This is a genomic window from Haladaptatus sp. HS23 (assembly GCF_056892285.1).
Genome location: NZ_JBXGLH010000003.1, coordinates 257,047 through 280,785 on the forward strand (window position 1 = coordinate 257,047; position 23,739 = coordinate 280,785).

The window sequence follows — 23,739 nt, forward strand, 5'->3', positions numbered from 1 at the left end:
GATTCCGATATCGTCCCTCTTTTCAACCAAAAACGAACGACGTGAATCGAACCCCGTGACGGCTCAAGAATTAACAGCCTCCTCGTCGTAGTCTCCCGCAGTGCTCGCCTCGATAAAGAACGTCTTCTGGAACGCGGCGGACCGACGCCTTCGCCTCCCGTGGCGGTTCGCCGTCGCTGTAATCGTGTTCGGAATCGTCTCGCTCGCGGCGGCCTTTTCGCTCCGTCCGGTGTTGGTGTCCGTCTTCGTCGGACTCCAGTTCGCGTCGTTCGGTCGTCTCGGCACCCTGCTGTTTCAAACGTCGCTCGAACTCGTCGTCGTCGTCCTGTTCACGTATCTCGTCGGGCGGTTCATCGACCGGCGGCGGTTCCCCGACTTCGGCCTTCATCTGTCGCGGTCGTGGTGGCTCGACTTCGGGTTCGGCCTCGCTCTCGGTGCGGCGCTCATGACCGCGATATTTCTGTTCGAACTCGCGCTCGGGTGGATTCGCGTCACCGGGACCTTTCGGACGGTGTCGGGCCTGTCGTTTGCCGTCGTCTTCTGCACGTCCGTCCTGCTCTTCGTCTTCGTCGGCATCAGCGAGGAACTGCTGGTGCGCGGCTATCTCCTCACGAACCTCGCCGAGGGGTTCCGTTGGTTCCGATGGCTATCCGGCGACGCGGCGGTTGCGGTCGCGGCGCTCTGTTCGTCGGTCATCTTCGGCACCGGGCACGTCTTCAACCCGAACGCGACGCTCACGAGTACGTTCGTCATCGTCCTCGCCGGAATCATGCTCGCATCCGGCTATCTGTTGACCGGCGAACTCGGCCTCTCCATCGGGTTACATATCTCGTGGAACTTGTTTCAAACGAGCGTCTACGGCTTTTCGGTCAGCGGGCTTCGCCTGCCAGTGACCGTCGTTGCGACCGAACAGGTCGGCCCGCGCGTGTTCACTGGCGGACCGTTCGGCCCCGAGGCTGGTCTCGTCGGCGTCGGCGCTATCGCCGTCGGAACGGCCGCTATCGCGTGGTGGGTCCGTTCACGCGGCGCACGGCTCTCGCTGTGTTCGTCCGTGTGGACCCCGGAACTGCGCTAACTACTGCTGAAGGTCGATATTTCTCGGGGTAGTGACTCAGACGCCGGGAATCCCGAGCGCCCCCGAGGCGATGATATCGAACAGCGCGAGCAGATACAGGACGATTGCGGCCGCAAACCACGCCACCAGTCCGATGACGATAGCCGTCCCCCATCCGCCGGGATAGCGCCAGTTGATGACGCCGATCCACGCGACCAGCGCCAACAGCGCGCCGAGAATCGGAATCCATCCGACGAAGAAGCTGATGATGCCCCACACGATGGCTCCGATTAGCGCCGTGATGATGGCGTGGCCGTAGCTTCCCGCGTACTCCGTCGTCACCCTCGCACCGACGTAGATACCGAAGCCGCCGATGAGCAGGCTGACGATGAAGACGATTAGCGTGTCTATGAACGCCATACTATCGCCCCCCTCTCGTGCGTTTTCGTTCGCTTTCGACTCGTCCCGCCTTCATGTCGTATCGGTTCACTGTTGTTCCCCCGAGGGGCATAACGCTCTCAGACATGGTGTGTCTGTCGGTTGTTCAGTCCGTTCACTCGACATACCGAGAAAAATAGAGAACCGGTTCGATTCGCCTGTGAACACCGCTCGCCTGACGGCTCGCGCTTGAGGGTAGAGCTTCCTGCTTCAACGATGCGCTTTGCAGATACTGATGTATCCACAGGGAGCGCAGTCTCCACAGACGTTAATTCGAAGTGTCCCACTCCTACCTGCTTAATGCCCCGAGAAAGAATGTTCCATGCAGCATTCACGTCCCTACCCGCCGTGAAACCGCAGGCGGGACAGAAGTGTTCGCGGATTCACAACGGCTTATCGGTCGAAACGCCACACGCCGCGCATTCCTTCGTTGTCGCCGCTGGTTCAACGACGACGAAGTGCGTCCCGTTCCGCTCGCACTTGTATTCGAGCAACGAGAGGAACGTTCGCCACGCCGCGGACGCTGTGTTGCGACTGTTCGACGTAGGTTCGAGTATCCTCTTCACGTTCAAGTCCTCGACGGCTACGAGGTCATACTCACAGGCGTAGTACGCAGAGAACTTGTGTAGGAAGTCCCGACGTTTTCGCTTCAGGTCGGCGTGGCACTTCGCCACCGTCCGACGTTGATGCTCGTAGTTGTTCGAGCCGTGTTGCTTCCGCGAGAGCTTCCGTTGCTCGCGTTCATCGGAAAGGTTGAGCGACCCAACGGCGTGACCGTCGGTATCGTGAGCGTGCTTGAGAATCCCTACGCCGATGCCGACGCACCACTCGAGATTCTCGGGTTTCATCGGCGGCCCACGGTCGAGTTCGACGCCGAAGGTGACGTACCACTCGCCGGTCGGCTCCTTCTTGAGCGTGACCTGTTTGAGTTTCACGCCGTCGGGTATCTCGCGGTGAAGCCGTATCGGGATGTCTCCGAGTTTCGAAAGGAACAGTACCGTCCGACCGCCCTTCTTGTCGAGCTTGAAGCCGGATTGAATGTACGTGAAACTGCGGAACTCCCGTGGCGGTTTCCACTTGAGCATCCCGACGCCGTACCCCTTTCGCTTGATCCGGAGAGGTCTTTGAGGTTGTCGAATAACCGTTCTACAGAATACATAGCGAGAGTGCCTCGGGGCGTGACCCCGAGGGTGAATCGCGTAAGCTTGATTTAGACATGCTCCGTGCGGTTGATGTATCGCTCCACAGTCCGATTGCTCATTTCTCCTGCCGTCCCCACGTAAAACGAGCGTTCCCAGAAACCATCGCCTCAGAACACCCGTTCAAGCAACGGTTCGTGTTGTTGCCACATCTCTCGTGCGGTGACGCTCTTAATCGTTTGAACGATTTCGCTTGGGGGGTGTTTCGGATGTGCCGACAGGAACAGATGTACGTGGTCCGGAGCAATGTGCAACGAAAGAACCTTGTATCTGTATTGGTCGGCCACTTTTTGGATACTCAGTTCCAACGATGGCTCAATCTTATCGAGGATGGAATGGCGGTACTTCGGACACCAGACGAAGTGATAGTTAATTGTATAGACCGTGGGGTTCCCACGACGAACAACCATGCACAGTTTACGCATTAGAACACTTAAGATGCTCCAGCACACACATAGAGTGTGAGCAAAAGATACACTGTCACCGTCTCGGACGAAGAAGGCGAGTGGTTGGACGACCAACCGCACCTCTCACCAAGCGGGTTGCTTCAGAAAGCGATTCGGGAGCAACGACGAAAGGAGTCCGAATAGCGAATGGATATCACGCTTCGCTTCCGTGCCTATCCAGACGAAAACACGGCCAGCGAAGCGTGGAGACATATTGAGATTCACCGCCAGATTCGCAACCACGCCGTCCGCGACTACTATCAGTCACCGCGGAACGACCGCCCGAGCGCCTATGACCAACACCGAAAACTCACCGGGTGGAAACGTCGATGGCCGATGTTCGCCGAAGTGTCGGCTCATGCCGCCCAACAGACGGTTTCACAGATACAAAAGGACCAGAAGGTGCTTAAAAAGCACCGAGAGAACGGTCGGAGAACGGGGCGGCTCAAGTGGCAAGGTGCAGGCGAGTTTCGGTCAGTAGCGTACCAGTCAGAAGGCTTCAACGTCAATCATACGACGGGCCACGACTTTGGGACGCTCACCCTCTCGAAAATCGGCGAGATACCGATACGAGCACACCGCGACTTGCCCGACACGGAGAACGTCAAACGCGCCATTCTAAAAAAAGAACTAACCGGTGCATGGTTCGCTTGTTTCGTAGTCGAAGTGGATACTCCCCCGAAACCGGACCCGGAAGACATCGACCGTTCCGACTGTATCGGTGTAGACCTCGGCATCCAGTCGTACATCCATACGTCCGAGGACCTTTCGGTCGAATGTTTGGACCTCGAATCGGAATACAAACAGTATGCCTGCCAACAGCGCTCGCTCGACCTCAAGCAACACGGGTCGGCCAACTGGGAGAAACAGCGCCAGAAAGTCGCCCGTGCGAAACGTCGAATTCGGTGGAAGGTGCTCGACTTTCAGCACAAACTTTCGACATGGCTGGTCAAAGCATACGACGTAGTAACGGTCGAAGACTTAGACGTAAAGCCGATGCTCGAAACCAGCCAGTCGGCCAAGAACAAGCAGGACGTTTCGTGGTCGCGGTTTCTCGACCTGCTGGAATACAAGGGCAACCTGTACGGCACGCACGTGGTTCGTGTAGACGCGCGTGGAACCACCAAAGAGTGCAACCAGTGTGGTGTGGAAACCAGTAAACCGCTGTGGGTACGCGAACACTCGTGCCCGGCATGCGGCCACACCGAAGACCGGGACTTAAACGCGGCAAAGAACATCCTCGACAGGGGACTCACCAAACTATCTCTTCATGTAGGGCCGGGACGGTCCGAATCAACGCCTGTGCAGACTGTGCTCCCTGCGTTCGTTCGTCACTCGGGACGGGTGGATGCAAAGCACGTCGTGGAAGCAGGAAGCCCCGTGGCTTGACCGCGGGGGACGTTCACCCTTGCCCGACGAGTCGCTCCTCGTCTTCCCAGAACTCCTTTCGTAGTTGGTACTTCTGCACCTTCCCGGTCGCCGTCTCGGGGAGGTCCTCCTGTACCAGAATCTTGCGCGGAATCTTGTATCCGGCCATTCGATCGCGGCAGAACGCCTCCACGTCGTCCTCGGAAAGTTCGACGCCCGGTTTCGGAACGACGACGGCGGTCACCAACTCGCCCCACTGGTCGCTCGGCGTGGGGATGACGGCCGCCTTGGCGACGTCGGGGTGGTCGTAGAGCACGTCCTCGACTTCGATGGAGGAGACGTTCTCCCCGCCCGAGATGATGATGTCCTTCTTTCGGTCCTGAATCGAAATCATTCCGTCCTCGTCGATGGTGGCGAGGTCGCCGGTGTGGAAGTAGCCCGAGATGCGGTCGTTGAACGCCTCTTCGGTCGCGTCCGGTTTGTTGAGGTAGCGGTCCATCACCTGATTGCCGCGGACGACGACTTCGCCCATCGTCTCACCATCGGGAGGCACGTCGGTCCCATCGTCGTGGACGACGCGGAGGTCGGTACAGAGCGTCTCGCTGCCCTGTTTGACCTTGAGCGAGCGCCCGCGCGTGGCGAGGCGGCGCGGCGAGTTCGACGTGGTAATGATGGGTGCGGTCTCGGTCAGGCCGTAGATGTGAATGATGCGCCAGCCGATTTCGTCCTCGACGGTTTCGATGGTCGCCGTCGCGGGGGCGCTCCCGGCGGTGGCGATGCGTACTTCCCTGTCGCCCGTCGTCTCCACGTCCGGGTTGTTCTCCTTGTAGGCGATGACGCGGTTGAGGACCGTCGGCGCGCCGCACATGAACGACACGTCGTGGTCCCGAATCTTCCCGAGCGTTCGTTCCGGCGTGAACTTCCGCAGACAGACGTGCGTGCCGCCGGTGCCCGTGATTGCGTAGGTGTGGCCCCACCCGTTGCAGTGGAACATCGGGAGCGTCCAGAGGTACGTGTCGTCGTCCCGAATCTCCATGTGCTGGTTGAGGACGAGCGCGTGCCAGTGTTCGGTTCGGTGGGTTCGAACCACGCCTTTCGGGTCGCCGGTCGTCCCGGACGTGTAGTTGACGCTGGCGTCGTCGTCCTCCGAGATGTCCGCGCGCTCCGGCGGGTCGGCCGACGCCTCGTCCACGAGCGACATGTAATCCTCCCAGTCGCCGTCGATTTCGTCGGCCTCGTAGCCGATGAACGTCTCCGCCGGAATCGAGTCGCGGACCGCCTCTACCTTCTCGGCGAAGTCGTAATCCGCGATGACGACCGACGCCTCACAGTCGTTCAGGATGTACTCGTAGTTCTCGGGAACGAGGCGGTAGTTCATCGGGACGTACACCGCGCCCAGATGGTTCGTCGCGTACAGCGCTTCGAGGAAGTAGTGGGTGTTCGATGCGAGCATCGCCACGCGGTCGCCCTGTTCGACACCGTGCTCGGCCAGTACGTTCGCGAGACTACTGACCCGCTCGTCGAACTCCGAGTAGGTGTACTCCGTGCCGTCGTCCGCGATGACGCCGACCACGTCGTCGTAGAGGTCCACGGCGCGGTCGAGGAAATCCATCGTCGTCATTTCCTTCTTCATGAACTGTCATCCACATCATTTTCGGAAGAGGGGGTAAAGATTTCGACTCTTGCTAGCAGTCACCATGCGAGGGAAAACTCGGCCCTCAGGTTCGAACGACCCCTCGCCCGACATTTTTCAGTATTTTCGACCAGAATACAACGACGCTACTATCGAACGGTGTAGCCCCCGTCCAACACGACCGTTTCCCCGGTCATATACGCCGATGCGTCGCTTGCGAGATATACCGCCGTCGGGCCGAGCATTTCGGGTGTGGCCATCTCGTCCTGTAGCATCTCCCCCGTCCAGACGTCGACGGCGTCCTCTGCGACTTGCGCGCCTTGGTCCGCGTTGTCGGTGGCGACGTACCCCGGAGCCAAATTGTTCACGCGGATTCCGTGTTCCGCCCACTCCGACGCGAGTTGCGTCTTGAACCCCTCCAATCCGGCCTTCGACGCGTTGTACGCCACTTGTCGCTGGGGGTAATTCGCGATGTACGCTGACATGGAAGAGACGTTGAGGATGACGCCGCCGTCGTCCATCATCTCCCGGCCGGCGGCGCGCGAACAGAGGAACGTTCCAGTTAGGTTCGTCTCGATTACCGCGTTCCATTCGGCGAGCGTCATCGACTCGATGGCTTCGTGGACGACGATACCGGCGTTGTTCACGAGTATGTCCACGCCGCCGAACCGCTCGACGGTCGCCTCGACCATCGCAGTCACCGCGCCCTCGTCTGTGATATCACACGCCACTCCGAGCGCCTCGGCACCGGTCTCCGCAGCGATTTCCCCCGCTGCGGTCTCGGCCTGCTCTTGGTCACGGCTCGCAACCACGACGTTCGCACCTGCTTCCGCCAGGGCCGTCGCGATGGCGCGACCGATGCCACGGTTCCCGCCTGTCACGATTGCTACCCGCTTGTCCAACTTGAATGCGTCGAGCACCGTCATGACGTTATCTCCGGGGGGCGGCTACAAAATCGTTCCTCCGGACTCATGCATGTCATCACGACGCCTCTACCCGCACCGACGAAGAATCGAATCCTTTTTGTTTTAGGCCCCCCTAAAAATCTCCGATGGTTGTCAACTCACGGCCCATTGACGAAGCAACCCACGCTACACACCCGACGACGCCCGATATCAACCTCTGTGAAACATGCCCTGAACGGTTCGTCTTTCTCGAAGACGGCAACACGGACGGGTGGATTGCGACGGACGTGGTCGTTCCGTTACAGCGGTAGTATCACTTCGGGCCGTTTGATTTTTGTCGAGTCTCCTACCGTGAGAACTTTGTTACCATTGAAAACTGGTCCGTCAACCAGATATCGAGCCCCCACGTTTCTGACGTTCTACGAAACTCTACGGGAGCTACTTTTATCGAACCGGTTTGTGACCAAATAAATCTGGAGATCAGTATCACCGTACTCCCGAGTAACGGCGGTTAGAGGGCAAAATGTCGTGCTTTCTGATTGGAGTTAGTTACTAGCGGAATGCTAAAAGAAACGTCGGAAACGTGGGGGGGTGGGGGTAGAAAATGATTTCTTCGACGGGGACATTCCGACCGGTTGATGACTAAGACCACTAGGACTGTGAGTCCAAATCGAAACCCTGCCCTCGGGAGCGAGCGGAGTGTACCGCAATCGAGCGGGTAATTCACGGAACATCGGAAAAGAGGGGAAAAGAATCGATTTAGACGTTGGGAGAGAAGATGCGTGATCTAACCAAGAAACCCACCAAAAGATCATATATGAGATTCTTATCGACGATACCCGATTCACGGAACTGGATGATAATCTCGACCAACGCCGCGTCCAAGACTGGTGAACGGCCTCGATCAATCACAGCGCTCTCGGCTTGTTCTGTTTAGGCCTCGATAGATGACTGTTCCAAGTGAAGAGTGATTTCGATCGATCCGTCAGCTCTTCTGTCGGATCGTACGATTCGATCAGTGCGTCGCGGATTCGAGGACGAGGGTGTCGTCTTCGAGGTAGTGGTCGATGGTGTGTGCGTGTTCTTCGATGTCTTCGAGTTGTTCCCGGAGCATCTCCTCGGTCGCGTAGTCTCCGAGTCCGTTCGCGAGTTCGATGTGTTCGCGGTAGCTCTCGATGATGTCGCCGTACATGCCCAGGTCGTGCTGGAACGAGGTTCGGATGTCGTAGACGTCCTCGTCCTCGGGTTCGACCGTCGAAGCCGCCGAGAGCGCTGTCATGCTCGCGTGGGGAACGCCGCCGAGCGCTTGAACGCGCTCCGCGATCTCGTCCGCCGCCTCCTCGACCTCCTCGTATGCCTCCTGCAGGAAGAGGTGTATCTGGAGGTGTTCTGCACCTTCGACGTTCCAGTGGTGCTTGTGTAGCTGGTGATAGAGAACGTACGCGTCCGCGAGGTCCGTGTTCAGCGCGTCGATTACCTGTTCTGCCTTGTCGATGTCCAGGCGGAGCGGGTTCTCCTCGACCGTACCGGCTTCCTGCCGAACTTCTTCCTGAATGCTCATTGCAACTACTACTGCGTGCGCCATACGCATATACCTTTTCAAAGATAAAAGTATTTTTTCGGATGACCTAAGATTTTTTGGACTACCTAAACTCATTTGAACGGTTGTGGATTCCTATCCCTCGATTTCGGGAACCTCTGAGATGCCGTATTCGGTCGTTTGATAGGCTGTATCGTCTTTCGAGCCACGGACGACGCGAACAGGGCCGCGTGCTAACGGTGGCGGCGGACAGATTGCCGCCGACAGTCGACGATGAGGCGACGATAGAGACCATGTTCGAACATCTTGTTTCGGTGTCCATCGTCTCCGACTACAGACTTACGGCAGTGGACGGCACTGCGTCCTCACGCGACTGGCTCGTCAGGCTCACCGAGTACGCGTTGAACGGGGACGGCCGGTATCTCCCGACGCTTCCGCTCGCCATCGAACTCCGCCGAATCCACCCCGATTCAGTGTCGATAGAGTGGGCGCGTTCGGTCGATGCCAATGACTAGGAGTTGGGGCTATCGATACGAACTCCGTCGGAGTCCGACGAAACCGGACTCCTTCGGGCAGCGGTCCGGGACGCCTGACCCCCGTTGGAAAACGCTCGACCCGAACCCACGAGGAATCGCCCTCAGTCGTCGCTGGGGACGGAGATGGGACGCTGACTGCCTTCGTTACCGAGCAACGTGACCGAAGCGAGCATCCCCGTCAGAACCACCAGCAGCACACAGACCAAGTACTCCGTGGTGTAGCTGAACCGAACCGCGAAGGGGAGCGCCACGAGCGGGCCGAGCGTCGAACCGAAGTCGCCGAAGACGTTGTACACGCCGCCGAGTTTTCCCACGTCGTCTTCGGGACTGATGTCACCGAGATAGGCGAGGAGGGGAATGTTCACGGCCTCGACGCCGATTCCGATGATGGCTACGCCGACGAACGTTCCGAGGAGGGACGGCACGAGCGCGAGCAGGCCGAAGCCGACGGCGAGAAAGCCGAGCGACGGAATCGAGACGAACGCGCGGTTGGAAACGCGGTCGGAGGCCGGTCCCGCTACCAGCGTGGTTCCGCTGGAAAACAGCACGCTGACGGCCATCACGACGCCGCTGATTCCCGTTGCGTCGAGAAAGCCGATGCGGATGCCGACGACGGCGGCGTACTCGACGACCGTCGAAAGGAGGACTCCGGCGAAGAGGAATCGGACGACGAAGTTCACCACTCCAACGGAGAGGACGCGAACGTCGGCGGCCACGATGCCCGGAATCTCACTGAGTCCTGTGTCGTTCTCGACGTTCGGGTTCAAATCCGGAAGGACGAAGAACGCCACGAGCGCCGCGAACAACCCGGCACCCCCCGCCACGAGGAACGCAGGAGTGAAACCGTACAAGTTCGCGACGAGTCCGCCGACGACCAACCCCGCGGGGAAGCCGAGGCTCTGGCCGCCACGAAGGTACCCCGTCCACTTTCCGCGGTTCTCCCGCGTCGTCACCTTTGTCACCGTGCTAAACGCTCCGACGAACACGAACGCGGACCCGATGCCCCACAGCACGCGCGACCCGGCGAACGTCGTGGCGCTCGCGGCGGTCGCCGTCACCGGGAGTACACCGGCGACTCCGTTCGTCCACGAGTCCGTCAGTCCGAGGACGTAGCCGAACGGGGCGAGGCCCTGAAGCGTGAAGCCGACGAGCATGGGTCGCCGCGTTCCGAACCGGTCGAGAATCGTCCCGGCGGGGGTGTTCAACAGCATCCGGGTGAAACGGTTGATTGCGAGGATGATCCCGACGGTCAGTGCCGAAAACCCGAGGAGGCTACCGAGGCGTGGGAGCGTCGGAAAGGCGACGCCGCCACCGACGCCGCCGAAGAAGACGCCCGCGATGAGGCTGAGGACGACCGTTCGCGTGTCGTGGTCGTTACTCACTCCGTATCCACCGTCGTTCCGATTCCCGTCGTGTTCGAACAGCGCGAAAACGAATCTCTATTCATGGCTAGACTGAAACGATTCGGAGGGATAAACGGACGGTTTACGGCAGTTTCGACGTCGATCGTTCCACGACTTTTCCTTCGCATCACTGTCGTCCCCCTCTCCATCCCGTTGTCATCCCTCAGTGTCCCGTTCTATCGAATTTCCCGACCGAACCGACCCACTATCGGCCGAGAATCGGTTGTTTGAGCGCGACGACTTCGGCCATGACCTTCTCGATGTTCTCCTCGCTCACGCCGTTCGTCCGGAGTGCGGTTTCGAGATGTTCGCCGACGGCATCGAAGTCGGCTTCGTCGATGTCGAGGTGAGCGTGTGCTTCGCGCATGTCCGTACCCGAATACTCCACCGGCCCGCCCGCGACCGAACTGATGAACTGGATTTGGTGGGCGCGCAGTTCGTCCATGTCCATCCCGTCGAAGTACGGAATCAGTTGCTCGTCGGACAGCACTCGGTCGTAGAACTCCTCGACGACGGCTTCGACTGCGCGCTGGCCACCGATTTTGCGATAGACTGATTGTGACATCGTCACTGCTACGTCGGTGCGGATTCCGAATACACCCTTTCACTACCATACTCGGGTTTATTTAACATGATGTTGATGTGTGACAAGGTGGTTGTGAACACGGCACGTCGCCCCGTTTCACGCCGATAGCAATTGGTCAAGGAGCTTCGTCTGAGCGACCGAGAGGTGTTCGAGGAACGTTGGTGCGGCGATTCCGATTTCGGACGCGACCTCCTCGGCAGTTGCCCCCTTCGGCGATTCGAAATATCCCATCTCATGGGCCGTTTCGAGCGCTTCGTACTGTCGGTCGGTGAACGCCGTGCGGTCCACTGACAGCAACGACGGTTCGGTAGTACCCCCGGACTGCGTCAGGTGATTCACCGCGACGCTTCCACAACACGAACGCAGGTCGGCGACGACTCCTCGAAGCGTTTCGCGGTCCGGAGCGATGAACGACACGAGGAGGCGTCCTGACTCGGCCCGGAGGGTACGGACTGGACATCCGTGATTGGGTAGGCGCTGGCATGGACACTCGTCGCCGTGTGTATATCGGTATACAGATTTCGTGTCGTCGGCGAACACTTCCTTCGTTCCGTCCGGTTCTGTCCTTTCGTCGTCGGCATGGTCCACTGTTAGCTCACCCACGACTTCCGTCGTGGTCCGCGTGGCATGTCGATCCACGGTCAACGACTCGATTTCCGCTTCCTCGCTGACGGATGAGACGGGACAGCCGTCCGCGTCGCTCACCGCAAGCTGGACGTGGATTCCGGAGGCCATACCTAGACCATTCTGCCCTCACGTAAAAGCGAATCAATTCACGTCTCTACCGTCGAGCGGGCGGTCACTCGAAATATCATTACGCCGTCGTTCTCATATACGAGGCGATACCCCTCGGATTCGACGAGTGTGCGTCGCATCTCCGACGACTGGACGCGGTCATCGCGGCGTATCGTGTATCGTCCCTTGGGCACGTAAACGTAGTCCGGTCGAACGTTCTCCGTGGCGAGCAGCTGCGAGAGACAGGTAGCGTTTCCGCAGTCCGAGATGGTATCGTATAGTTCCTTCTGGTGTTTGAACCGTTCTTTCCCCCGCCATTCGACGCCCCACGGACTGATGAGACTTGTTCTGTGGGTAAACGCCGGGAACCACTCGGCTGCGTCGCCCAGCACGACGAATCGGGCCGAAGTCGGTGTGTTTCGTGTCACCCACTCCATCGCTCGCTCGTCGTTGTCGTTCATGTACGGTGCCGGGAGCGTCCCGCCCGTTTTGACGGCCGGCCCCGCGTCACCCGTGGTGACCGCTCCGCTTCCGGCGGCCGCGATACCGAAACAGATGAGCAACAGCAACGAGAGCAGGTGACGGCGGGACGGTGTGCCAACCGTCACCTTTGCTTTCTCTCGCACCATCGGAACGCCAACGTTCGCGATGAGAACCGCGGCAGCCATCACACCGGGGACGAGCAAGAATCGGTTCTGCCGCAGCAGATAGCCAGTCGTCACCAACCAGACGGGGAGGAAAAAGCGCCGTCGGTAACACAGCCACACCGTTCCGCCGAACGCGAGGACGTAGAACGGCCAGTCGACGCTCGGAAGCAGCGGATACACGAACGAGCCGAGGAGCCGTGGAATTCCCCCCAAAACCCCCGCGTGCGTTCCGGCCGCGGCGGTGAATATCCCCGGGCCGTGAACCGAAACGACGTGGACCCACCACGGCGACGCGAGCCCGACTCCACCGACTGCGACCGCGGCACCGGATAGCAATCCGCGACGCGACCGGTCGAAGGAGAGGAACAGAAGCAGATAGCTCACCCCGAAGAACGTCGTGTACACCGGATGGGTGAGTATCGTGAGGCCGAACAGCACCATCGACGGGAGGAGCCATCGCCTCGCTCCGTGCTTGTACATTCGAACGCCCGCGTACAGTCCCGTCAGCGTGAGGAGGAATGCCACCGAACGGAGGATGCCGCCGGCGGCGAGGTGCCATTTGAGGACGACGGGCGTCGTCGCGAGAATGACCGCGGCGATACCGGCACTCGATTTCGAGTCGAGGAGTTCCCGCGCGAGGTAGTAGTACGGAACGAGGTACGCAACTGTCAGTAGTCCAGGTACGTACCGGGCGAGCGTGATGCGGTCAAGTCCCGTCGTATCGCGGACCACGGCGATGAGGTACGGGACGAGCGGCGGATACGCGAACGGGATTCCGTCGGCGGTGTAGCCGGGAATCGTGTGCGGCATTCGATAGCCGTGTGCGAGAATCTGGTCCGCCATCGCGAAGTACAGTCCCGCGCCGTGTGCGGGATAGCGATAGAGGAGGAGATAGGAGACGAACACGACCGTGCCGACTCCCAGCGCGACACTGAGACACAACCGGTCCGACCGAGTGGGGGTGTCGTCGCCGAGAAGTCCGCTACCCGTGTTGCGTGTGGGACTCATTCGAGGGCTCTACGCGGGAGGAGACATCGGCATACAATAACGCTGCTGACCGATTGTGGGAGCGCTTGTCATGGGTCGTTGTCCGCTTGCTACTCCCCTTCTCACGTCCGTTTTCTACAGAAAAAACAGCGAGAGTGCCTCGGGGCTTGACCCCGAGGGTGAATCGCGTACGCTCGATTCAGACATGTTCCGTGTGGTGGTACTGTCTAGTTAAACGATTCTGTTGTTGAGTGGCGTTTCAGCGCCTGTAACCGGAGTATCGAATGGATAACTTTATATTATCATGACTGGGTTTTCGGTGAAGCAGCCAAATTCCGTCTTCTCACCGTGCAGCCAATCTCGATATCAAGAATCAGCCACCTACGATCGGTGGGTGAAACTTCGACAAACGTATTGCTATCACTTGGTTTTCCTTATCTAGACAGTGCCCGTGCGGTTGATATATCGTTCCACAGTCCAATTGCTCATTTCTCCCGCCGTTCTCACGTAAAACGAGTGTTCCCAGAAACCACCACCCCATAACACCCGTTCGAGCAACGGTTCGTGTTGTTTCCACATCTCTCGGGCGGTGACGCTTTTAATCGTTCAAACGATTTCGCTCGAAGCGTGTTTCGGGTGTGCCGACAAGAACAGATGCACACGTGGTCCGGGGCGATATGCAACGAGAGAATGTCGTATCCGTACTGTTCGGCTACCGTTCGGATACTCAGTTCCAACGACGGCTCATCTTATCGAGTATGGTATGCCGGTACTTCGGACACCAGACAAAGTGATAGTTACTGTATAAACGGTATGATTCCCGTGACGAACGTTAATGCACAGTTTATGCATCAATGCGCTTAAGATGTCCCAGTACACACTTAGAGTGTGAGCAAAAGATATACTGTCACCGTCTCGGACGAAGAAGGCGAGTGGCTGGACGACCAACCACACCTCTCTCCGAGCGGGTTGCTTCAGAAAGCGATTCGAGAGCAACAGCGAAAGGAGTCCGAATAGCGAATGGACATCACGCTTCGCTTCCGTGCCTACCCCGACGAAACCACGGCGAGCGAAGCGTGGCGTCACATCGAGATTCACCGACAAATACGGAATCACGCCGTCCGCGACTACTACCGAGCACCGTGGAACGACCGTCCGAGTGCCTACGACCAACATCGGAAACTCACCGAGTGGAAGCGTCGATGGTCGATGTTTGCCGAAGTGTCGGCACACGCGGCCCAACAGACGGTCTCACAGATACAAAAAGACCAGAAGGTGCTCAAAAAGCACCGCGAGAACGGTCGGAGAACAGGACGGCTCAAGTGGCAGGGTGCAGGAGAGTTTCGGTCAGTAGCGTACCAGTCAGAAGGCTTCAACGCCAATCACACGACGGGCCACGATTTCGGGACGCTTACCCTCTCAAAAATCGGCGAGATACCGATACGAGCACACCGCGACTTGCCCGACACGGAGAACGTCAAACGCGCCATTCTCAAGAAAGAACGAACCGGCGCATGGTTCGCCTGTTTCGTAGTCGAAGTGGATACTCCCGCGAAACCAGACCCAGAAGACATCGACCGTGCCGACTGTATCGGTGTGGACCTCGGGATTCAGTCGTACATCCACACGTCCGAGGACCTTTCCGTGGAGTGTTTGGACTTGGAATCGGAGTACGAACAGTACGCCCGCCAACAGCGAGCGCTCGACCGCAAGCAACACGGGTCTGCCAACTGGGAGAACCAACGTCGGAAGGTCGCCAAGGCAAAGCGCCGAATCCGATGGAAGGTGCTCGACTTTCAGCACAAGCTTTCGACGTGGCTCGTTCGGGAATACGACGTGGTAGCGGTCGAAGACTTGGACGTGAAGCCGATGCTGGAAACTAGTCAGCCGGCGAAGAACAAACAGGACGCTTCGTGGTCTCGGTTCCTCGATTTGCTGGAATACAAGGGCAACCTGTACGGCACGCACGTCGTTCGCGTCGATGCTCGTGGTACGACGAAAGAATGCAATCAGTGCGGTGTGGAAACAACAAAGCCGCTGTGGGTACGCGAACACTCGTGTCCGGCGTGCGGGCACACCGAAGCCCGGGACTTGAACGCGGCAAAGAACATCCTCGACAGGGGACTCAAATCTTTTCATGTAGGGCCGGGACGGTCCGAATCAACGCCTGTGCAGACTGTGCTCCCTAGGTTCGCTCGTCACTCGGGACGGGTGGATGCAAAGTACGTCGTGGAAGCAGGAAGCCCAGTGGCTTGACCGCGGGGGACGTTCACGCCCGTTTACCCAAAAACCGCTCCGCGGTCCGGCGGAAGACGTCCTCGTACGCGTCCGCGGGTAACTCGCGCTCCATCAGTCCCCGCCGTTCCTCCTCGTACGGATACGGCACGTTCGGGAAGTCCGTGCCGAACATGACCGACTCGGAGAGTTCGACCAACGCCTCGTCAGGGATCTCGCCAGCGTCGAACCCCAACACGTCTGCGGAGCGCGGCGAGAGTGCCATCGTCGTGTCCAGAAACACCGACTTGTGGTCCCGCGCGAAGTCCATGAATGCCTCCGCCTCGAACGTTCCCATGTGGGCCGCACAGGCGCGCACCTCGGGGTAGGATTCGACGAACTCCTCGAATTGGTCTGCCCCGACGTGGGGACTCGATTCGAACATCGGCGCGGTTCCGGCGTGAAACACGATGGGACGGTCGTACTCGGCGGCCAACTCGAATGCTGGGTCGAGCCGCGGGTCCGCGGGGCCACACTCCTGTACCGGACACTGGAACTTCAACCCCCGCGCACCCGCCTCGAACGCTTTCCTCACGACGCGTTCGACGTCGTCATCGCCGTGTACCGTGGCGAACGGAATCGCCATCTCCGACGCTTCCGCTTCCGCCAGCACCCAGTCGTTCAACTCCGCCGCCATGTCCGGTTTGTGGGCGTAGGGAAGCGCGACGTACCGTTCGATTCCCGCCTCGCGCAGGTGCGCTTCCATCGCCTCGCGCTCCGTTGGATGGTCGAACGTCCACCCCGCCTCCTGCGAGAGGGACTTCCGAATCGCTGCCATCAGTCGCGGTGGCATGAGGTGAACGTGTCCGTCGATGGTTCCCGAAACGGCCATACATCACGATTGGGGGCGAATCGTTTGAAGGATTGGGTCCGTCGCATGTCTCCTCCCGCCGACCCGCGACCCCGAACGATTTATTGCTCCTCCACTTTCTCCCCGTATGCGACTCGATGACGTGCGCGTTCTCGACTGCTCCAGACTCCTTCCCGGCCCGTACGCGACGCAACTCCTCGCCGACCTCGGCGCGACGGTGGTCAAAATCGAGGAGCCGGGACACGGCGACTACGCCCGGTCGATGGAACCCATCGGCGAGAGTGGGTTCGGGGAGATTTTCGAGGCTGTCAACCGCGGCAAGCAGAGCGTCTCTCTCGACCTCTCGGACGAGGTCGGGCGCGAGGCGTTCTACGGACTGGTCGAGACGGCGGACGTCGTCTTCGAGACGTTCCGCCCCGGCGTCACGGAGCGGTTGGAAATCGACTACGAGACGCTGACCGAGTACAACGAGGACCTCGTCTACGTCTCGCTCTCAGGCTACGGCCAGACAGGACCGAACGCGGACCGGGCGGGTCACGACTTGAACTACGCGGGACTCACCGGCCTCCTCGACATGACACGCCCCGACGAGGACTCGAAACCGACTATTCCGGGCTATCCGATGGTGGATATGGCGAGCGGCCTGTTCGCCGCGTTCGGCATCGTGAGCGCGCTGCTCTCGCGGGAGCGCGGAACCGGCGGGACGTACCTCGACGTCGCGATGACCGACGTGATGCTGTCGTTCGCACAGGTGTTCGCCAGTGGCGCGTTCGCCGGAACGACGCCGCGACCGGGGCAAACGATGTTAACCGGCCAGTTTCCCTGCTATGATATCTATCGCACCGCCGACGACCGCTACCTTACGGTTGCCGCGCTCGAACCGAAGTTCTGGGAGGCGCTCTGTTCGGCCATCGACCACCCAGAATTGGTGGATCAGCACCTGAGCGACGACCCGGCGGTTCGGACGACCGTGCGGGATACCCTCTGTGAGGTGTTCGAGGAAAAACCGATGGCGGAATGGCTCGACGAATTAGACGACGTGGACACGGCCGTCGGCGGCGTTTACACGGTCTCCGAAGCGTTCGACCACGAACAGGCAAGGACACGTGGGATGGTCGTCAAAACAGATGACGAGACTGGTAACATTCCGCCTCGAATTGGATTTCCTGTGTTCAACCCGAACGGTCCGTCGGTTCCGATGCAATTTCCGAAGCACGGGGAGCACACCGAAAGCATCCTCCGCGAGGCGGGGATTTCGGCTGATACGATTGTACGGTTGACCCACGAGCTCGAAGAGACCTGACGGGATTTGCCCTTGTTTTTCGCTCTACTCCACGGTGGGGCGGTGGATTATTGACACTCCTCGAAGGAGATGGGTGTAGTGACAAGAGCTACCATCGTCGGAGGCGGGATGACGCCATTCGGCCCGCACGACCGGCCACTAGAGGAACTGTTCGCGGACGCCGCGTTCGCGTCGATGGACGACGCGGGTATCGCGGGCGACGAAATTGACGCCTTCTACCTCGGGAACGCGTTAGGCGGGCAGACGGAATCTGACACCCACCTCGCGCCGAAACTGGCGACACACATTGGGTTACAGGGAATCCCCTGCCAGCGGTTCGAGGACGCGTGTGCGACCTCCTCGAACGCGTTCAAACACGCCGTACAGGCGGTCGAATCGGGAATCCACGACGTCGCCTTGGTCGGCGGCGTCGAACGCTGTACCCCGAAAACGGGGCTCGGAACCGGCGAGATGACGCGTATCTTCGCGGGCGCGTCCCACCGTCAGTACGAACAACCGACCGGGCTAACGTTTCCCGGCGTGTTCGCCCTCCTCACGAAGCGTCACATGCACGAGAACGGCACGACGGAGGCGGAACTCGCCGAAGTTGCCGTCAAAAACCATTACCACGGGCAGTTCAACCCGAAGGCACACTTCGGCCGCGACACGGACGTCGAGGCGGTGCTGGAGAGTCCGGTCGTCGCCGACCCGTTCCACCTCATGGACTGTTGTCCCTTCTCCGACGGTGCCTCGGCCGTCCTCGTCGTCTCGGACGACCTCGCCGACGGTTTCACCGGCGAACCGGTGTCCGTTACCGGTGTCGGACACCGAACCGACGCGGTGCCGCTGGCGGACAAGGTGTCGCTACCTGAAACGCGGGCCGCCCGTAACGCCGCCGCGGAGGCCTACGGACAGGCCGGAATCACCGCGGACGACGTCGACGTCGCCGAAGTCCACGATTGCTTTACCGGGGCCGAAGTGCTGGCAATCGAGGCGCTCGGTCTCTTCGAGGACGGAACCGGCGGACGAGCGGCGGCGGAGGGGAAAACCTACGTCGATGGCGAGATGCCTGTCAACCCGAGTGGCGGCCTGAAGGCGAAGGGCCATCCCATCGGCGCGACGGGGACGGCCCAACTCGTGGAGTTGACCGAACAACTCCGCGGCGACGCGGACGACCGGCAGGTCGAAGACGCGAAAACCGCGGTCGCGCACAACCTCGGCGGCGACGCCGCAACGACCGTCGTGACCGTTCTGGAGGCACGAGCATGAGTGGAAACGAGCCACACTCGGAGGCGCTACCCTACGCCGACTGGCGGGACCACCTCGAAGAGGGGGCCCTCGTCGGCCTCGAATGCCGGTCCTGCGGGCACGTCACCGCGACGCCCAAACGCGCCTGTATCGAGTGTGGTGACCGGAACCTCGACGTTTACCCCTTGCCGGACACCGGCACCGTCCACAGCGAGACGACGATAACCGTCCCGCCGGTCGGATTCGATGGACCGTATCAGGTCGCCGTCATCGACCTCGGCGAGACCAAGGTCATGGGGAGAATCGAGGGAACCGAGGGGGTACAAATCGGGGACTTCGTGGAGTTCGTTGATACCGTCAAACTCGACGGCATGCCGGCACCCGCGTTCGAACCGGTGGAATAGGGCTGCCATCGCCTTACAATCCCGGAGGGCGATTTCGACGCGCGACTCACTTTCGTCTCTCCGGGGAAGCGTCGGACTCCCGGTAGACCACGACGGTAATCTCCCGTCGAACGGGTGCTATTCGGTCGGGAGCCCGATTTAGGAGCTACATCGTCGAATCCACGCTACTCGTCTCGATACTGGTGAAACCTTCAGATTTGGAAAACGAGCAAACGACGTGAGCAACTCGAGATGTAGGCTATCCACCATCTTTTACGGTAACGCTTTCCAAGTCACCGTATGCGATATCTTACGGTTCTCATCGAACCGAACGGCGGTAGTGCGTTCCATCCGCTCGGGGCGAAGCTAACGGATGACCCGTCTATCGAGCGACGGGCGATTCACCGTATCGAGCTCCTCGATGATGATACCGTGCTGTCGTTCGCCGAGGCGAGCGGCAGTCAGGAACGGTACAAGCGGATCATGGAGGCTTCGCCCCACGTCGAGGACTATCTCGTCTCTGGAGGTGACCGTTGGATGGCTGTGAGTCGATTCGACCCGACGGAGGTGGCTCGCCGGGCGCTGGAGCTACAACGGGACTCACGACTGGTCATCGACACGCCGATTTTCTTCACGTCCTCCGATTCCCTCGAGGTAACGTGCTTGGGGACCGACGAGACGTTCGAACAGCTGTTCGAAGACGTCGACGAAGGAGGACCCATCTCTATCGAGATTCTCGAGATGGGTGAGTACGACCCGGACGAATCATCGTTCAGCAGGATGTTAACGTCTCGGCAAGAGGAGGTCTTGGAGGCGGCGGTCGAATCAGGATACTATACCGTCCCTCGCCGAGCGACACTTCAGGAGGTCGCCGATGTCGTCGGTATCGCTCCGACGACGGCGAGCGAGCACCTTCGGAAAGTCGAGGAACGGGTGTTTAGCGAAATCGTTCGGTGATTCGCTTCGAACCTCTCCAAAAAACGCGTGGCGTAAAGCTTCGCCGTGATATTCCGGGCTTTTGTACGCGACACTGATTCGTTTCGACCTATCTCGGGTGACGCGATTCGGTGCGGGTCGAGGAGTTTAAAAGTAACCCTTCGGCTGCGGCAGTAACGATATTCGACTACGTCGTCAAATTACACTCGAACTTACAGTTCCACGTACGTGGCACAACTCCCGACTCCGGTCGTCGTTCCAAGCCAATACCGATGATGAGCACGAAGACACACCTCACCACCGATGCATCGTTACTCGCCGGTCACGGCGTCGAATCCACCTATCGCGACGTCAACGGCGTCCAACTACACGTCGTGGCCGCGGGCGACCCCGACGCCCCGCTGGTCGTCTTGCTGCACGGGCATCCCGACTTCTGGTACGGCTGGCGCTCGCAGATGATTTCGCTCGCCGAAGTCGGCTTCCGTGTGGTCGTCCCCGACCAGCGGGGCTGCAATCTGAGCGAGGCTCCCGACGGAATCGATGCCTATCGGCAATCGGAACTATCGGCGGACGTTCGTGAATTGATTCACAGCGAAGGACGGGAATCGGCCCACGTCGTCGGACACGACTTCGGCGGGTTCGTCGCCTGGAACGTGGCACTCCGTGAGCCATCGATGGTCGACCGTCTCGGAATCTTGAACGTCCCACATCCAACGGTATATCGGGATACCGTGCGAGCTAGCCCACGACAGATCGTCCGGAGCTGGTACGTGTGGTTTTATCAGTTACCGAAGCTACCCGAATGGGCGCTGAGTCGGAACGATATGGCCAACATGGTCGACTCCCTCGAAATAACGTCGAATCCCGATACGTTCGACGAAGAAACTATCGACCGCTACCTGGCGGCGTGGCGTCACACCGGCGTCGGTCCACGGGTAAACTGGTATCGTGGGTTCCGCCGCTCGGAACGCCCATCATGCAACACCGTTACTCATCCGACGCTGATATGTTGGGGGGAAGACGACATCGCACTCCTCCCCTCGATGGCCGAAAAAAGCGTCGATCACTGTGAGAACGGTCGACTACGGATGTTCCCTGGCGCTTCCCATTGGGTGCAGCACGACGAGCGCGAGGAAGTAACCAATGCGCTACTTCAGCACCTCTCTTGACGTTCCCTCCACTGTAACGAGGATTTTCGACCGTGTTGGTAACAATCCGGAAGAATTGGACCAGGCTCCGAAACGCGCGGAGTCCCCCCTTCGAACTGTGACCGCCGCATCTCCGGGCCGAAGATATAGCGACGTACGGTTGATTTACTCCATGTCCGGCCGAAACCGTTCGTGGTAGGTCACGGCGTCGTGTCCCTTGTCGCCCTGAAACGGCTTGATGTGACCGCCGACGACGTGGAGGACGCCGTCGATTACGCCGTCCGCAGCGCCCACTCGGATGTGTGACGCCTTCGGAAGGTCCGTATGAAATTCGTCGTTCACGGGGTCGTAGCGGTGGCAGAACACCCGATAGCTGTCCATCGTGTACCCTCCCCGCGTGAAGAGACCGTGCGAGAGGAACACCTGCCCGTCGATGACCGGGTTCGTGTTCGCCGAGTACATGCCCGGGAGCGGCGTCCGCCGCATCGTCGTCACCTCGCCAGTGTGCGGGTCGATTCGGACGTTCGAGTCCGTCGGCCCGCTGTTTCCGCGCCAGCCACCGATGGCGTAAATCTCGGGTCCGTTGTCGTCGGTAACCAGCGCGATGGACGACCATCGCTTCGCCTCCGGCAATCGTGTAAACTCGTCGTCCACGACCCGGAAGCGCTCGGGGTCGAACGTCCAAACGCGGTACTCGTCGTAGGCACCCACGCTCCCGTACGGCGCACCGTGGTTCGTGGCGGTATCGCGCGTGCTCACGTCCGTTCCGCCGGAGACGCAGTAGATGAGGCCGTCTTCGGGATTGTACACCCCGCGCATCCCGAAGTTTCGGTACGGACAGCGACAGTCCATCGTTTCGGTCAGGTTCTCCCACCCGTCGCCGGGTCGGAACACGAATATCTCGTCCGACGGTGGTTCGCCGGTTTCGTACGGGCTGTCGGCGGGCGCGCCGCCGAAACTGAAGAGAGCGTCCGCGGTGGCGACCCCGGCGTTACCCCACAGCGCCCGTGGAAGGTCCGCTTCGCGGGTCCACTCCTCCGTCGTTGGGTCGAAGGCGTACGTCCGTGCGACTGCGGCGAGCCCCTGGTCCGATTCGATACCACCGAACGCGTACAGTGTGCCGTCGATGACGCCGCTCCCGACGTCGCTCTGTGGCGTCGGGAGCGGCGCGGCGGTTGACCAACCGAGGCGCTTCGATCGGTCCGTGGTCGCTGTTGTGGTCTCTTCCTCTGTCGTAGCGGTCGTGGTCGTCTCGGTCGTGGTGGTTTTCGTTTTCGTCTTCGGTGCGTCTCGTCGTGCGGTATTACAGCCCGCTATCCCGACGACGGCCCCCGCCCCCACCGTTTGCAGGAAACGGCGTCTGGAATGCATCGGAATATACACCGTATGGCGTACATTGATGCTTTCGATTTCTAACCGTCTCTCGTTGAAATTAATGCTGAAACTAGCGGAACACGTTGATTTAATTTTTGAACATCGACGATATCTTCGTGTAACCTCCAGAAACCCCCGACGACGAACGAACGGTCGATGACGGCGAACTGCAAGAACTATCGCAGATTTCGTTTCGGGTGCCAGTCCTGTCCGCGCCGGATGGCTCGCTCGTTAATGATGGCCGCTATGTGGCGTGTCCAGTGACGTTTTCGTAGTCCGCTTCGATTTCCTGCCGACCTAAGTGCGAGATTTTGTAGAATGTTTGTCGGCCGTCGGCACCCTCCGGGGCACCGGTTCGGACGACGAGACCTGCGTCTATCAGTTGTCCCATGTGGTGGGTGAGGTCGAAACTCGGGTCGTCGATGGCGTCCGCGAGCGCTTTGCGCGAGAGTTCTTTGCGCTCGTAGAGGAGAAAGAGCATGGAGTAGCGCCGCGCGTCGCCGAGGGCCGCTTTCCGTGCGACGTGGTCGGCGAGGGTGCCGAAACTGCCGTCGAACAGCCGTTGGTCCACGTATCCTTCGATGTCCCGTTCGCCGTCCGGGGTCGGTGTCGATTCTGCGGCCATGGCGGATGAACGTAGGACGGTGGGATACATCAGCCTACCGACTACACTGAACTTTTTCTTTGCTTTTGAATGTCATCTGTGGCCGTCGATTCCGCTGTCGGTAGCTATTTGATATTGACCAATAGCGCATACCTCGGTCTTCAAGTGGAGGTCGAGCGGTAGGCATAATCAAGCGCGACCA

Annotated in this window: 23 protein-coding genes and 3 pseudogenes; 12 read left to right on the top strand and 14 right to left on the bottom strand. The window is 59.8% G+C overall.

Annotation, left to right across the window (positions count from 1 at the left end; genetic code table 11):
• Positions 1–100 precede the first annotated feature (100 nt).
• Positions 101–1,075, top strand: coding sequence for a CPBP family intramembrane glutamic endopeptidase (locus AC1XDK_RS11700; protein ID WP_483350078.1), 975 nt, complete (start codon positions 101–103; stop codon positions 1,073–1,075).
• Between the two features lie 36 nt (positions 1,076–1,111).
• Here the strand turns inward: AC1XDK_RS11700 and AC1XDK_RS11705 are convergent, their stop codons facing one another.
• From AC1XDK_RS11705 to tnpA (AC1XDK_RS11715), 3 genes and pseudogenes are all read right to left on the bottom strand, one after another.
• Positions 1,112–1,474 (bottom strand): hypothetical protein, encoded by a 363-nt coding sequence (locus tag AC1XDK_RS11705; RefSeq protein WP_483350079.1) that lies wholly within the window; start codon positions 1,472–1,474, stop codon positions 1,112–1,114.
• A 98-nt stretch (positions 1,475–1,572) separates the two neighbouring features.
• Positions 1,573–2,642, bottom strand: a pseudogene (locus AC1XDK_RS11710) (RNA-guided endonuclease InsQ/TnpB family protein); the annotation flags it as partial.
• 60 nt (positions 2,643–2,702) lie between these two features.
• Positions 2,703–3,101 (bottom strand): annotated as a pseudogene (gene tnpA / locus AC1XDK_RS11715) (IS200/IS605 family transposase).
• 51 nt (positions 3,102–3,152) lie between these two features.
• Between tnpA (AC1XDK_RS11715) and AC1XDK_RS11720 the strand changes: the two are divergent.
• Together AC1XDK_RS11720 and AC1XDK_RS11725 are read left to right on the top strand one after the other, a co-directional pair.
• Positions 3,153–3,281: a hypothetical protein gene (locus AC1XDK_RS11720; RefSeq protein WP_483350080.1), complete on the top strand. Its 129-nt coding sequence runs from the start codon at positions 3,153–3,155 to the stop codon at positions 3,279–3,281.
• A 3-nt stretch (positions 3,282–3,284) separates the two neighbouring features.
• Positions 3,285–4,526, top strand: coding sequence for an RNA-guided endonuclease InsQ/TnpB family protein (locus AC1XDK_RS11725; RefSeq protein ID WP_483350081.1), 1,242 nt, complete (start codon positions 3,285–3,287; stop codon positions 4,524–4,526).
• A gap of 13 nt (positions 4,527–4,539) precedes the next feature.
• Here AC1XDK_RS11725 and AC1XDK_RS11730 read toward each other — a convergent pair whose 3' ends face one another.
• Together AC1XDK_RS11730 and AC1XDK_RS11735 are read right to left on the bottom strand one after the other, a co-directional pair.
• On the bottom strand, positions 4,540–6,138 hold the full coding sequence (locus AC1XDK_RS11730) for a class I adenylate-forming enzyme family protein (RefSeq protein WP_483350082.1): 1,599 nt from the start codon (positions 6,136–6,138) through the stop codon (positions 4,540–4,542).
• Between the two features lie 149 nt (positions 6,139–6,287).
• Entirely contained in the window at positions 6,288–7,064 is a 777-nt protein-coding gene (locus tag AC1XDK_RS11735; RefSeq protein WP_483350083.1) for an SDR family NAD(P)-dependent oxidoreductase, read from the bottom strand.
• A gap of 125 nt (positions 7,065–7,189) precedes the next feature.
• Here AC1XDK_RS11735 and AC1XDK_RS11740 point away from each other — a divergent pair, with 125 nt between their 5' ends.
• Positions 7,190–7,354, top strand: coding sequence for a hypothetical protein (locus AC1XDK_RS11740; protein WP_483350084.1), 165 nt, complete (start codon positions 7,190–7,192; stop codon positions 7,352–7,354).
• 704 nt (positions 7,355–8,058) lie between these two features.
• Here the strand turns inward: AC1XDK_RS11740 and dpsA are convergent.
• Positions 8,059–8,604 (bottom strand): DNA starvation/stationary phase protection protein DpsA, encoded by a 546-nt coding sequence (gene dpsA, locus AC1XDK_RS11745; RefSeq protein ID WP_483350085.1) that lies wholly within the window; start codon positions 8,602–8,604, stop codon positions 8,059–8,061.
• A 104-nt stretch (positions 8,605–8,708) separates the two neighbouring features.
• On the opposite strand from dpsA, the gene AC1XDK_RS11750 reads away from it, so the two are divergent.
• Positions 8,709–9,098 carry a DUF7551 domain-containing protein gene (locus AC1XDK_RS11750; protein WP_483350086.1) on the top strand — a complete coding sequence of 130 codons (390 nt, stop codon included), beginning with the start codon at positions 8,709–8,711 and terminating at the stop codon, positions 9,096–9,098.
• A 122-nt stretch (positions 9,099–9,220) separates the two neighbouring features.
• On the opposite strand, the gene AC1XDK_RS11755 is transcribed toward AC1XDK_RS11750, so the two are convergent.
• The 5 genes and pseudogenes from AC1XDK_RS11755 to tnpA (AC1XDK_RS11775) all read right to left on the bottom strand — a co-directional run bounded on the left by AC1XDK_RS11755 (position 9,221) and on the right by tnpA (AC1XDK_RS11775) (position 14,329).
• Positions 9,221–10,501 (bottom strand): MFS transporter, encoded by a 1,281-nt coding sequence (locus tag AC1XDK_RS11755; protein WP_483350087.1) that lies wholly within the window; start codon positions 10,499–10,501, stop codon positions 9,221–9,223.
• A gap of 226 nt (positions 10,502–10,727) precedes the next feature.
• Entirely contained in the window at positions 10,728–11,087 is a 360-nt protein-coding gene (locus AC1XDK_RS11760; RefSeq protein ID WP_483350088.1) for a group I truncated hemoglobin, read from the bottom strand.
• Between the two features lie 117 nt (positions 11,088–11,204).
• Entirely contained in the window at positions 11,205–11,843 is a 639-nt protein-coding gene (locus AC1XDK_RS11765; protein ID WP_483350089.1) for a helix-turn-helix domain-containing protein, read from the bottom strand.
• A 38-nt stretch (positions 11,844–11,881) separates the two neighbouring features.
• A complete protein-coding gene (locus AC1XDK_RS11770) occupies positions 11,882–13,498 on the bottom strand; it encodes an ArnT family glycosyltransferase (protein ID WP_483350090.1) in 1,617 nt (538 codons plus the stop codon).
• 417 nt (positions 13,499–13,915) lie between these two features.
• Positions 13,916–14,329, bottom strand: a pseudogene (gene tnpA, locus AC1XDK_RS11775) (IS200/IS605 family transposase).
• A 36-nt stretch (positions 14,330–14,365) separates the two neighbouring features.
• On the opposite strand from tnpA (AC1XDK_RS11775), the gene AC1XDK_RS11780 reads away from it, so the two are divergent.
• Together AC1XDK_RS11780 and AC1XDK_RS11785 are read left to right on the top strand one after the other, a co-directional pair.
• A complete protein-coding gene (locus tag AC1XDK_RS11780; protein ID WP_483350091.1) occupies positions 14,366–14,494 on the top strand; it encodes a hypothetical protein in 129 nt (42 codons plus the stop codon).
• A gap of 3 nt (positions 14,495–14,497) precedes the next feature.
• A complete protein-coding gene (locus AC1XDK_RS11785; protein WP_483350092.1) occupies positions 14,498–15,733 on the top strand; it encodes an RNA-guided endonuclease InsQ/TnpB family protein in 1,236 nt (411 codons plus the stop codon).
• A 13-nt stretch (positions 15,734–15,746) separates the two neighbouring features.
• Here AC1XDK_RS11785 and AC1XDK_RS11790 read toward each other — a convergent pair whose 3' ends face one another.
• Positions 15,747–16,583: an amidohydrolase family protein gene (locus AC1XDK_RS11790; RefSeq protein WP_483350093.1), complete on the bottom strand. Its 837-nt coding sequence runs from the start codon at positions 16,581–16,583 to the stop codon at positions 15,747–15,749.
• 106 nt (positions 16,584–16,689) lie between these two features.
• On the opposite strand from AC1XDK_RS11790, the gene AC1XDK_RS11795 reads away from it, so the two are divergent.
• The 5 genes from AC1XDK_RS11795 (at position 16,690) to AC1XDK_RS11815 (ending at position 21,580) form a co-directional block, all read left to right on the top strand.
• On the top strand, positions 16,690–17,865 hold the full coding sequence (locus tag AC1XDK_RS11795; protein ID WP_483350094.1) for a CaiB/BaiF CoA transferase family protein: 1,176 nt from the start codon (positions 16,690–16,692) through the stop codon (positions 17,863–17,865).
• A gap of 78 nt (positions 17,866–17,943) precedes the next feature.
• Entirely contained in the window at positions 17,944–19,113 is a 1,170-nt protein-coding gene (locus AC1XDK_RS11800; RefSeq protein WP_483350095.1) for a thiolase domain-containing protein, read from the top strand.
• Entirely contained in the window at positions 19,110–19,496 is a 387-nt protein-coding gene (locus AC1XDK_RS11805; protein ID WP_483350096.1) for a Zn-ribbon domain-containing OB-fold protein, read from the top strand. The genes AC1XDK_RS11800 and AC1XDK_RS11805 overlap by 4 nt, the downstream gene beginning before the upstream one ends.
• A gap of 279 nt (positions 19,497–19,775) precedes the next feature.
• Positions 19,776–20,432 (top strand): helix-turn-helix domain-containing protein, encoded by a 657-nt coding sequence (locus AC1XDK_RS11810; protein ID WP_483350097.1) that lies wholly within the window; start codon positions 19,776–19,778, stop codon positions 20,430–20,432.
• Between the two features lie 251 nt (positions 20,433–20,683).
• Positions 20,684–21,580 (top strand): alpha/beta fold hydrolase, encoded by an 897-nt coding sequence (locus AC1XDK_RS11815; RefSeq protein ID WP_483350098.1) that lies wholly within the window; start codon positions 20,684–20,686, stop codon positions 21,578–21,580.
• A gap of 144 nt (positions 21,581–21,724) precedes the next feature.
• Here the strand turns inward: AC1XDK_RS11815 and AC1XDK_RS11820 are convergent, their stop codons facing one another.
• Complete coding sequence (locus AC1XDK_RS11820; RefSeq protein ID WP_483350099.1) at positions 21,725–22,930, bottom strand: Kelch repeat-containing protein; 1,206 nt, start codon at positions 22,928–22,930, stop codon at positions 21,725–21,727.
• A gap of 247 nt (positions 22,931–23,177) precedes the next feature.
• Positions 23,178–23,558, bottom strand: coding sequence for a winged helix-turn-helix domain-containing protein (locus AC1XDK_RS11825; RefSeq protein WP_483350100.1), 381 nt, complete (start codon positions 23,556–23,558; stop codon positions 23,178–23,180).
• Positions 23,559–23,739: the final 181 nt, after the last annotated feature.